The following is a 10,723-nucleotide window of genomic DNA, read 5'->3' on the forward strand; positions in this document are numbered from 1 at the left end:
CGGCCACATGGGAGTAAAATGCCCGCCCCGGCCGCCATCAGGTGGCGGCCTGCTGACCTGACATCAGACGAGACTCCCATGTTTGTACCCGAATTGCTTTCCCCTGCCGGTTCTCTCAAGAACATGCGTTACGCCTTTGCCTATGGCGCCGACGCCGTGTACGCCGGCCAGCCCCGCTACTCCCTGCGGGTGCGCAACAACGAATTCAACCACGAGAACCTTCAAATCGGTATCGACGAAGCCCATGCCCTGGGCAAGAAGTTCTACGTGGTGGTCAACATTCAGCCCCATAACGCCAAGCTGAAAACCTTTCTGCGCGACATGAAGCCCGTGGTGGACATGGGTCCGGATGCGCTCATCATGTCCGACCCGGGCCTGATCATGCTGGTGCGCGAGCACTTTCCCGACATGCCCATTCACCTCTCGGTACAGGCCAATGCGGTCAACTGGGCCTCAGTGAAGTTCTGGCAGGACTACGGCATTGAGCGGGTGATCCTGTCCCGGGAGCTGTCGCTGGAAGAGATTGAAGAAATTCGCAAGCACTGCCCCAGCATCGAGCTGGAAGTGTTTGTACACGGCGCCCTGTGCATGGCCTATTCCGGCCGCTGCCTGCTGTCTGGCTACATCAACAAGCGCGACCCCAACCAGGGCACCTGCACCAACGCCTGCCGCTGGGAGTACAAGGTGCACGAGGCCAAGGAAGATGATGCCGGCCAGATAGTGCACAAACAGGAGCCGATCATGGTGCAGCCGGTAGAGAGCGACATTACCCCCACCCTGGGTGCCGGCAAGCCCCATGACGAGCCGGTGCTGCTGGAAGAAGGCAACCGCCCGGGCGAATACATGGCCGCCTACGAAGACGAGCACGGGACCTACATCATGAATTCCAAGGATCTGCGTGCGGTACAGTATGTGGAACGCCTGACTAAGATGGGGGTGCACTCTCTCAAAATTGAAGGGCGCACCAAGTCGTTCTATTACGTGGCCCGCACCGCTCAGGTGTACCGCAAGGCCATCGACGATGCCGTGGCCGGCAAGCCGTTCGATACCACCCTGATGAGCACCCTGGAAAACCTGGCCCACCGCGGTTATACCGAAGGGTTCCTCAAGCGTCATGCCCACGGCGACTACCAGAACTACGACTACGGCTACTCGGTCTCCACCAGCCAGCAGTTTGTGGGCGAGATCACCGGTCGCGACGGCGACTGGGTGGAAGTGGAAGTCAAAAACAAGTTTCTGGTGGGCAACAGCCTGGAGCTGATGACGCCGAAGGGCAACATTACCTTCACCCTGGAGCGAATGAAAAACCGCAAGGGCGAGCAGGTAGAAGTGGCGCCGGGCAACGGCCATGTGATGTATATTCCCATCGACGCCGACATCGACGTGACTTACGGCATTCTGATGCGCAACCTCGGCGAGCAGCAGGACACCCGCAACCCCCATGTGAAGCAGGCTGATGGCGCTGTTAATTAAAGACAACTGCATCAACTGCGACATGTGCGAGACACACATCTAAGCGCTTGAATTTAAAGTTTTTATTGAAAAACCTGTGAAAAACATGAGAATTTTACTCATGGTTTTTAACTACAAAAAATGATTAATTAATAGTCTATGACTATAGATCAGCCAAGGTGGTTCCCAGACGAGCGCCTTGGCTTTCCATCTATGCCTGTCTCCCTTTCTTCAGTGCCTGCCCTCAACGCCTTGTTTATTGTAAGATCCACCGCCTTTCTATTAACAACAACAAAAACAGCATTATGACAACTTTGAGCACTAAGCCTCCCTCCTTTCGCAGGGACATAAATGGCCTACGGGCATGGGCCGTTGTGGCCGTCATTCTCTATCACTTTGGAATACCGGGGTTCGATGGGGGGTTTGTCGGGGTAGATATTTTCTTCGTCATTTCTGGCTTCCTGATGACCGGCATAATAATAGGTGGAATAGAGCATTCGGGGGGGGGTAATAGATTTAGCCTATTAAATTTTTATCTCGCCAGAGCTCGCCGGATTGTTCCTGCACTGCTGGTGCTATGCACGGTTCTGCTCATTCTTGGCTGGTTCTGGTTACCCGCAACAGACTACAGAGCGCTGGGGTTTCATATCTTCAGTGCCTTGGGATTTGTCTCCAACATCAAGTTCTGGAAAGAAGCTGGTTACTTCGATGCCGCTTCTCATGAAAAATGGCTACTGCACACATGGTCACTATCGGTTGAATGGCAGTTTTACATCATCCTGCCTCTTGTACTGCTGCTGCTTTGGAAGCTTCGCCCCGGCCGCAACTTTATCATTAGTATGATGAGCGTTGGCTTCGTGCTCTCACTGGGCCTGTCAATCGTACTCTCTCCAACCAAAGCAAGCGCAGCTTTTTATCTGCTGCCCACTCGCGCGTGGGAAATGCTGGCAGGTGGATTGGTTTACCTGCTGGCAGACAGGATAAGACTTTCTTACATCCAGAGTAAGTTGCTCGAAGCTGTCGGTTTTCTTCTGCTGCTGTACTCTATCTTTTTCTTGACCACTGCGGCTGTCTGGCCCGGTTATCTCGCTTTGCTGCCTGTGATTGGCACTGCTTTAGTGCTCTCAGTCAATCAGGAATCAAAGCTGACTGCAACACCTCCGGCACAATGGTTGGGCAACACCTCTTATTCCCTGTACCTGTGGCACTGGCCCTTTGCTGTTGCGCTGAACTATGCGGGATTGCAGCAGAACCTGTTTGCGGTAGCTATTGCCCTATTCTTGACACTTGTAACCGGGTACGCCTCCTACAAGCTGGTAGAGAAGCCTGTTCGCTTTCATTTGAACAAGGTAAGCCTTAAGCCTAGTATTATTGGCTTTGCTGTTGTCGTGCTGGCTGTCGCTCTTCCCGGGTTGGTCGTAAGGCTACAGGATGGAGTACCGGGGCGTCTGCCATCAGATATTGATGCCATTTTTGCAGAAGCAAATAATAAAAACCCTCGAATGGGCGAGTGTCATGTTTCAAATTCAACCCCTGTACCAGAGTGTACATATGGAGGTAAAAAGCTTGGCGCCATTGTAATTGGTGATAGCCATGCAGCTTCTGTAGTACGCTCAGTTGAGAAAGCATTACCTTCAAAGGAACTTGGTGTATTGGATTGGACGTTAAGCAGTTGCACGACAATATTAGGTATAAAGCATACAACGAACAAAGATTTTAAATGTGCAGATTTTTTAGAAAAAGCACTCAATAAATTACAAAATGAAAAAGAAAAAGAGAACATTCCAATAATCATAGTAAATAGGATATCTACTGTATTTGAAGGTGCTCAAGACCTACATCTTAACGAAGAAGAAAAGCAGCTACAAAAATACATTAACATTCCTCCCAATGCCAAAGATGAAAGATTTTATGATGAAATGACATCTGGGTTGGTTGAAACTGCATGTGCACTCTCAAAATATAATGATGTATACATGACAAGGCCGATACCAGAATTGAATCTTCATGTACCTAATACCATGGGAAGAAATTCATTATACTATAGTAAGAACTTGAGGGTCTCGATAAGCATTGAAGAGTATAATGAAAGACATCAAAGGGCTCTGAATGCACAAGATATAGCAGCTAGAAACTGCGGAATTAAAATACTTGATCCTTTACCCTATCTTTGTGATGATAATAATTGCTATGGTGATCATAATGGACTCCCTGTTTACTATGATGACGATCATCTAAACGAACGAGGTGGCCAACTTCTGATACCCATGTTTGAAGAAGTATTCAAAGAAATAAAAAGTGAAGCCACTTTGGCTAGCAAATCATAATATAATATAAAAAGGGGCAGCATTATGCTGCCCCTGTAGTTTAGAATGGAAACTCTTCTTCAGCTTCATCATAACTTAAATGATCACCAACTTTACAATTAAAATCCACCTGTTCTTTATTTCTGTTTTCATAAACATCCTTTGCGTCTTGAGCTTCTCCTTTCCTTTTATGGAAGCTCTCAGCAACAACATCAAACTCAAGCTTGTAAATTTTTGGCCTGTTAGTGTCCCTACACCTCATCTTGATCGTATTTACACCAACATTAATAAGCTGAGTTTTGTTTATTTCGTTTACAGCTATTTTCAAAATTTTAGCGTTAAAGTCTCTGAAGTTGATATCTCGACTAACTCCAAGCAACTTACACAATGTATCAATTCGCCGATTAAATTTGAGGCTTGCTCTTTTCTGCAGTGATACTTCATTGAGGAATAAACGCATAAAATAAAAGGAGGTTTCACTTTTTAAGCCAACCAAGTAGTTAAGCGGAATAGTAGTGTAGCCCTTCGGGTGTAGATCCACATTATATAGATAAGGCAAGAACTCATAACTGAACTTCATTTTAATAAAGCCGTAATCTGCTTCTTCCACACACTCGAAAACATCTATAGCACTAACATCACTTACACTACCATCAGTTAAATCTTGAGTACGAAGCGATTTGACATTACATTTTATATCAGTAAGAAGCTCAGCCCTCCTTTCAACTTCCATTTTGTTATTTTTAGACTTAAGACCCCACAGTGAAAAAAAATCATCTATCGAAAAAATAACAGACCTATACTTAAAGTCAAAGTCAGGCACTTTCGCGCATGAAATATAATCGGTATAGAAGCCTTCACTTGTGGGATTAATCAGAGATAAAGCGGTATATAATATACGCCTCTCCATGATCCCCATGCTTGTGAAGTTTACGATTTGATTGGAAAGTGAAATAGTATTATTTTCTAAACGGTTCATTGATTCTCCTTTTTCTGAAAGTTAGTAATTCGAAAAAAGGAAGTCAACCCTTCAACACAAATTATCATCACTTCGTTCCTTGGCAGAAACTACTCCCTCACTCTTCCACCATCTCTTCTTACACTTGAACCACTTCCCTCAAAAACATAACATTTCACAAAAATTGACAGCTCTCAGCGATCAAAAAAAACATCTGATACATAACAGCTAGCACTGTACATAAAACATAATTTTTATAATTTTGAATAACCCTAGGCAAGCTTGGCTTATCAGTAATTTTTTTAGTTAACTAAACAAGATAGTGAAACATGCTACAGAAACAAGTCTGCTAAACAAGATCAGGAACAGGAAACTAAACAGGAAATTAAATCAGGACAAAAACAAGCATGCAACAGGAAAACAATATGAAAAAATCATTGAGAAGGGCTAACGCCCTATCTAAAAGAACAAAATCTTATCTCTTGATATTTTTTCACTCACACATTCATTGATCTTTTCTATAATTGAAGAAACCTCTGAACATACTTCTAAATTTGATAGCTCACTCATAGTTTTGTAAATTCTATTTTTTTGCCTATTTTTTTGGATTGAGCCTTTTTCTTCCTTTGCTTTAAACCATTTTATAAGCTGACGTTGCAATCTTTCCAAAAGCTTCTTTTCCAGTTGGGTTTTATGAAGCTTATTATCGAGCTGTTCAGATAGAGATTTAACCAGATTCAACTTTTCATAGATCAAGTTAAAGTCTCTGGCACTTTTCACTCTCCAGCTTGGAATATTTTTTTTGTTGGGGTACTTCTGACATTCAAGAGTTTTTGCATATTCAGTCCAGTCATATCCACATCTTTGCTTCGTTGAATTATTAAAGGTATTTTTAAGTACATGTGTTGCTGTTTTACGTTGTAAGTTTTTTAGAAACTTTCCTTGCTCTGTAAATTTCCCAACAATCAAATGGATATGATCTCCTGTCCCTTTACCCTCCATGCTCTGTTGATGTAATACTGCAAGCGTACTGCTAGCCAGCTCTTTGCCCCCAACATTACAACATTTCGCCAATGCATTGATACAATCAATAACAATCCCACGCCACTGTTTTTCTGAAGGTCTATAGCTTTTTGGTAAATTTAACGTGAACTCCATTGCATATGAACTTGGAGGCCGCCCGCCTCGCCCCCTCATCTTTTGTTCTGCAGAGTAGCGTTCTGCGTAGTAAATGATATTAGCCATAGCATCATCACCACCAAACACCTTGGTGATATGTTCGGTTTTTTCATGATTTATATGTTTCTTATTAAACAAGTATACATGTCTAGCAGCTATGCCTTTAGCCCCATTTTTCGTCACTGCTGTTTTTACTGTCCATCCTTTCATATTTAAATTAAAATTAATATTTATATTTCACCCCCGTATTCAAGATAGGCTAACCGAAGGTTAACCGCACTTGCTTAGGGAGACCCTAAGAACCCTCAAAAAATTAAAAAGCATTTTTTAAGTAGTTGGCAACAATATATTCAACCAGCTCAAGTTTTAACTTTTCCTCAGCTTGTACAAAATCATAACTTTCCACATTATCAAGATACCTTGCTTTCTCCAGAAAGAGTAGTGCCCTAATGACATTTTCAATCCTAACATCACTTTTTCTACTGAACACAAAATTAAACAATAAGCGATTATCATCAGATAGCAACTGCTCTAGGTATTTAATATACCGACCAACATCTTTAAAGAAAATACATTTAGTTAACTTATCACTCATAAAATAAATATACTAAAAAACTTCAAAAATAAAAAACCATATTTAAAATAAGATTTTATTATTAAAAGAAGCTGAACGAGCCACATAAAACAACCCAAAAGAGATGTTACAGTCGTGTTAAAATAACAGTTGACATCCTAGCGAACACCTTTAAAATACACATCACACAGCGAGAGTTTCACTACTAAGAAGAGGTATCATTAAATTTTTTAGAGAAATAATACAAATGAAAAAAACACTTTTCAATTTTCCTGAAGCAGCATCCTATATAGGTGTAAGTAGACCCACACTTAATCGATATGTAAAATTACATCGAAAGCGTAAGTATCTACAACCGATTCGTTTTTCACAAAACAAGGTGCTATTCAAAAAAACTCAGCTAGATATGTTCATTCAAGAGTGTACTTGCTGATTTGAAAGGAGGGGAAACCCTCCTTTTTTATTATTTATATCCACTATTCTCTAGTTTCTTTATCTCCTCATATAACACCTTAAAATGTGCATTAAAACCTACTATTGCCGGTTCTAATACATCACTAAAATCATAGTGCTTGGAGATACTATCCCCCACAGAGTGATTCATGCAAATTTTACTCACTCTCTCATAATCGGGCCGGCACTCACGTAGCTGCTCTATAACATTGGTTTTCACCAGCTTTCTGCATAGCGTAGGGAAAGCTCCAGCAGATCCTTTTTTACCTATACCTTTACCCTGAGAGTAAATATGTTTATTATCAAAATTATCTTTAAATAATTTATCCAAAGATCTTTTGTTCATGGGAAGATTTGTGTTTCTCACTCCAGAGAAAACATAAACTGGGTTAACCCCTCTTTGTTCTTCTAGTATCTCTCGTATTTCCGGCGTAATTGGAATAATAAATATATTTTTGGACTTCATATCCCCCTCATAGTATTTAATCATTTTATCACCAACAGAAGACCACCTTAAATTACTAACATTAATTGGTCTTACTCCTGTCAGGATCATAAATCTCACAGCATTTTTTTGCATTGGTGTTTTCTTTGCTATTCTGATCCAGAGCTTAGCCATACCTTTATTATCCGTATATACTTTGCATGGCTTATTAGACTTAATGTCTTTAAAAACAGGGTGTTTGTGTAGGTTAGCGGCACAGTCAATGTCATCGTTATACAACATTGCACCATGCGCCCATACTCGCTTTAAACACTCCATAACTTGCTTTACATATGAGCTTGATAGAACATCGCCTGTTGGCTTCACGTATTCATAAAGAAGATATTCGCACGCACTAACAATCTCTCTTATTTTAACTTTCCCGAAAACTTGACACTCATCAAAAGCTAACTTGATAGTTTTAGCCCTTCCTAACTCCGTTTTAAAGCTGCTAACTCTATAGCCTTCACCATCAGCAAGATTATCTATAACAAAGGGCAAAGACTCATCTTTTTTCCTCAACCTCTTCATCAAGCTATTTATATATGACTCGATAACATAATAAACAGTGACGTTAGTTATATCTCTGGACATAATCCTTGCTGCGTGATCCAAAGCCTCTGCATACGTCTTAAAGTCCTTAAACAGATCTCCCACCCGTCCATATTCTCGATAGAACGCGATATATATACTCCCGCTAGGCTTTATCACTAGCCTCAGTTTTCCCGCACTTTTTGTGATTGATTTGTTTTCCTTTATTGCTTTATCAAGCAGGTTCATGAGTTCTCGATCTGTAAATTTTTTCTTTAGTTCCAGCTGGAATCTAGCTTGTTCAAAATTCATACAACACTCCGATAATAGAGATCCGCTAGCTTTCAGATGCAGGTTTTCACAGGACGAGCGAAGCCATCCCGAATGACCAGCTTAAAAAGCCAGAAGCAGGTTATTTGTTCATCAAAATTGAGGTAGAATTCACAGCCGATTGCGTGCAAACGTCTGTAAACTCGCGACAAATCAACAATGCCGAAGTTGGGGAAAGAGAACAAGCCTCGTATGGAGCCATGAGAAGATTCGTGAGAAAAAAGCCGATAAACTATGAAAAAATGTGAAAACGCATGATAAGGCAAGCATGTCAACAGACAAAATACCGGCACTAAAAAAGTTTATGTATTTCAGTAAGTTAAGCGAGAGTTTTGGCGCATGGCACTACTAATTAAGGACAACTGCATCAACTGCGACATGTGCGAGCCGGAATGCCCGAACGGTGCCATTTATTACGGGCCGGAGATCTACGAGATAGACCCGGATCTGTGCACCGAATGTGTCGGGCATTACGACAAGCCAACCTGCATCAGTGTCTGCCCGATCGACTGCATCATCGATGACCCGGATCACCGGGAAACCGAAGAGCAATTATGGGACAAGTTTGTGGTGTTGCATCACGCACCGGACAGCTAGTCGAACCGGTAGCGGTAGCTCAGGCCATAGGAGGTGAGACCATCGTTGGGCTTTTTCAGCCCGCCGTTGGACAGATGCCAGGCTTCCAACGCCAGACTGTGGCGCCCCATGGCCACCCCCAGACCGGCACGGGAATTAAACTGCAGGCGGCTCGACAACTCTCGGGAGCCGAGCCGGCTTCGGTTAATCCAGGCCGGCCCTACTCCGGCATATGCCAGGGGCTTAAGCCCGCGCTGGCTGCCCTCATATACCAGACTTGGCACCACGCTGAGCTGCGTCAGGTTGTCACTGCCCAGCTGCCAGCGGCTGCCGTCTACATCCAGCCCAACATCCAGCCGCCCACCGGCGAATGATCGCCAGTCGTACTGCCAGCCCACGCCCAGCCCGTAGCGCTCTGCGCTGTCGCCTTTGCCACCCGAGAGCACCAGTGAGGGATCCGCATGCAAGGGAAAAGACAACATCAAAACCAACCACAGCCACCCGAGTCCCTTGTTCATGCCGGCCTACCTCTTCCTTACAAGCCTGATTAAATTTTAGTCACCCATTTTAATCCTTGCCTGCTTTGTGGACGCTGGTATAATTCGCGCTCGAATTTTGTTCTTTAACATCAAGTGGGTCTTCTTATATGCATCCGATGCTGAATATTGCGGTGCGCGCTGCGCGTAACGCCGGTCAGGTTATCGTCAAGGGTTTTGTCAATCCGGACAATCTGGAAACTCGTCAAAAAGGCCAGAACGATTTCGTTACCAATGTCGATCTTGACGCGGAAAGTGCCGTAATAAACACCATTCGCAAGTCTTACCCCGAGCACACCATCATTGGTGAAGAGTGTGGTGAGCTGACTGGCAGCAACCCCGATTACCAGTGGATTATTGACCCCCTTGATGGCACCACCAACTTCGTAAAGGGCATTCCCCACTTTGCCGTGTCCATCGCCCTCAAGGTGAAGGGCCGCACCGAGCAGGCCGTGATTTACGATCCCATTCGTGACGAACTGTTCACTGCCAGCCGCGGCTCCGGTGCCCAGCTCAACGGCTACCGCATTCGTACCGGCAAGGCCAAGGATCTGACCAACACAGTGCTGTCCACCGGCTTTCCGTTCAAGCAAAAGCACCAGGCCGATGCCTACCTGGCCATGTTCAAGGACATGTTCGTACAGTGTGCCGACATTCGCCGCGCCGGCGCCGCCAGCCTGGATCTGGCCTACGTGGCCGCCGGCCGGGTAGACGGTTACTGGGAACTGGGCCTCAAGCCCTGGGACACCGCCGCGGGCAGCCTGATTGCCCGGGAAGCCGGTGCCATCGTTACCGACTTCGTGGGTGGCCATAACTTTGACCGCAGCGGCAACGTGGTCTGTGCCAATCCCAAGGTACTGAAAGTGATGCTGTCCACCATTCGCGAGCACCTGCCAGAATCCCTGGCCAACTAACACCGGTCAGCAGCAAGCCTTCAAGCCCCGCCAACGTGCGGGGCTTTTTTGTGTCTGGTGATCAGGGGCTGAAAACCGGGGACCGGCAGCGTACCTTGTAGGCCCCACTTCAGTGGGGCAAGCACTCCCACCCGGTTTAAACCGGGCCTACAGCGGCAAGCCCCCTCGCCCGGTTAAAACCCCGGGCCTACAAAACATCGTCACTCTGGCGAAGGCCGGAGTGACTGAAAGCAAGCTGCCCGCGCTCCTACTCCCCTCACACCTTTTCCCTCACACCGTCCGTCTTCCATCTCACACCTTTCCTTCCTGTCTAGTCCTGAAATAGGTTTACACATTTTCAGCTAGCTTTTCGCCACTCAGAACGCCCGATGCACCGCATCCGGCGTTCTGTATTTCAATGCGTGATGAGGCCGCTCCAGGTTGTAAATAT

At 44.9% G+C, this 10,723-nt stretch carries 9 protein-coding genes; 5 read left to right on the top strand and 4 right to left on the bottom strand.

The window, feature by feature from the left end; translation table 11 throughout:
* Positions 1–78 precede the first annotated feature (78 nt).
* Together trhP and Q9290_RS05210 are read left to right on the top strand one after the other, a co-directional pair.
* Complete coding sequence (trhP, locus tag Q9290_RS05205; RefSeq protein WP_306078571.1) at positions 79–1,473, top strand: prephenate-dependent tRNA uridine(34) hydroxylase TrhP; 1,395 nt, start codon at positions 79–81, stop codon at positions 1,471–1,473.
* Positions 1,474–1,757: 284 nt separating this feature from the next.
* Positions 1,758–3,779, top strand: a complete 2,022-nt coding sequence (locus tag Q9290_RS05210; protein WP_306078572.1) for an acyltransferase family protein — start codon at positions 1,758–1,760, stop codon at positions 3,777–3,779.
* A gap of 40 nt (positions 3,780–3,819) precedes the next feature.
* On the opposite strand, the gene Q9290_RS05215 is transcribed toward Q9290_RS05210, so the two are convergent.
* Together Q9290_RS05215 and Q9290_RS05220 are read right to left on the bottom strand one after the other, a co-directional pair.
* Positions 3,820–4,737 (bottom strand): replication initiation protein, encoded by a 918-nt coding sequence (locus tag Q9290_RS05215; RefSeq protein ID WP_306078573.1) that lies wholly within the window; start codon positions 4,735–4,737, stop codon positions 3,820–3,822.
* Between the two features lie 438 nt (positions 4,738–5,175).
* Complete coding sequence (locus Q9290_RS05220; RefSeq protein WP_306078574.1) at positions 5,176–6,105, bottom strand: hypothetical protein; 930 nt, start codon at positions 6,103–6,105, stop codon at positions 5,176–5,178.
* A gap of 611 nt (positions 6,106–6,716) precedes the next feature.
* Between Q9290_RS05220 and Q9290_RS16475 the strand changes: the two genes are divergently transcribed.
* The gene (locus Q9290_RS16475; protein WP_371930894.1) at positions 6,717–6,902 is read left to right on the top strand and encodes a helix-turn-helix transcriptional regulator; all 186 of its coding nucleotides are present in this window, start codon (positions 6,717–6,719) and stop codon (positions 6,900–6,902) included.
* 30 nt (positions 6,903–6,932) lie between these two features.
* Here Q9290_RS16475 and Q9290_RS05225 read toward each other — a convergent pair whose 3' ends face one another.
* A complete protein-coding gene (locus Q9290_RS05225; RefSeq protein WP_306078575.1) occupies positions 6,933–8,249 on the bottom strand; it encodes a site-specific integrase in 1,317 nt (438 codons plus the stop codon).
* Between the two features lie 357 nt (positions 8,250–8,606).
* Here Q9290_RS05225 and Q9290_RS05230 point away from each other — a divergent pair, with 357 nt between their 5' ends.
* Positions 8,607–8,864 carry a YfhL family 4Fe-4S dicluster ferredoxin gene (locus tag Q9290_RS05230; RefSeq protein WP_306078576.1) on the top strand — a complete coding sequence of 86 codons (258 nt, stop codon included), beginning with the start codon at positions 8,607–8,609 and terminating at the stop codon, positions 8,862–8,864.
* On the opposite strand, the gene Q9290_RS05235 is transcribed toward Q9290_RS05230, so the two are convergent.
* A complete protein-coding gene (locus Q9290_RS05235) occupies positions 8,861–9,325 on the bottom strand; it encodes an acyloxyacyl hydrolase (protein ID WP_306078577.1) in 465 nt (154 codons plus the stop codon). The two genes, Q9290_RS05230 and Q9290_RS05235, sit on opposite strands and share 4 nt — an antisense overlap.
* A 164-nt stretch (positions 9,326–9,489) precedes the next feature.
* On the opposite strand from Q9290_RS05235, the gene suhB reads away from it, so the two are divergent.
* The gene (gene suhB, locus Q9290_RS05240; RefSeq protein WP_306078578.1) at positions 9,490–10,293 is read left to right on the top strand and encodes an inositol-1-monophosphatase; all 804 of its coding nucleotides are present in this window, start codon (positions 9,490–9,492) and stop codon (positions 10,291–10,293) included.
* The last annotated feature ends 430 nt before the right edge of the window (positions 10,294–10,723 follow it).

Origin of the sequence: Oceanimonas aquatica (genome assembly GCF_030732065.1) — a bacterium.
Taxonomy (GTDB): Bacteria; Pseudomonadota; Gammaproteobacteria; order Enterobacterales; family Aeromonadaceae; genus Oceanimonas.

Bases quoted from the DNA above. Each gene is read 5' to 3' on its own strand.
- trhP (WP_306078571.1), top strand. From the start codon at position 79: ATGTTTGTACCCGAATTGCTTTCCCCTGCCGGTTCTCTCAAGAACATG.
- Q9290_RS05210 (WP_306078572.1), top strand. From the start codon at position 1,758: ATGACAACTTTGAGCACTAAGCCTCCCTCCTTTCGCAGGGACATAAAT.
- Q9290_RS05215 (WP_306078573.1), bottom strand. From the start codon at position 4,737: ATGAACCGTTTAGAAAATAATACTATTTCACTTTCCAATCAAATCGTA.
- Q9290_RS05220 (WP_306078574.1), bottom strand. From the start codon at position 6,105: ATGAAAGGATGGACAGTAAAAACAGCAGTGACGAAAAATGGGGCTAAA.
- Q9290_RS16475 (WP_371930894.1), top strand. From the start codon at position 6,717: ATGAAAAAAACACTTTTCAATTTTCCTGAAGCAGCATCCTATATAGGT.
- Q9290_RS05225 (WP_306078575.1), bottom strand. From the start codon at position 8,249: ATGAATTTTGAACAAGCTAGATTCCAGCTGGAACTAAAGAAAAAATTT.
- Q9290_RS05230 (WP_306078576.1), top strand. From the start codon at position 8,607: ATGGCACTACTAATTAAGGACAACTGCATCAACTGCGACATGTGCGAG.
- Q9290_RS05235 (WP_306078577.1), bottom strand. From the start codon at position 9,325: ATGTTGTCTTTTCCCTTGCATGCGGATCCCTCACTGGTGCTCTCGGGT.
- suhB (WP_306078578.1), top strand. From the start codon at position 9,490: ATGCATCCGATGCTGAATATTGCGGTGCGCGCTGCGCGTAACGCCGGT.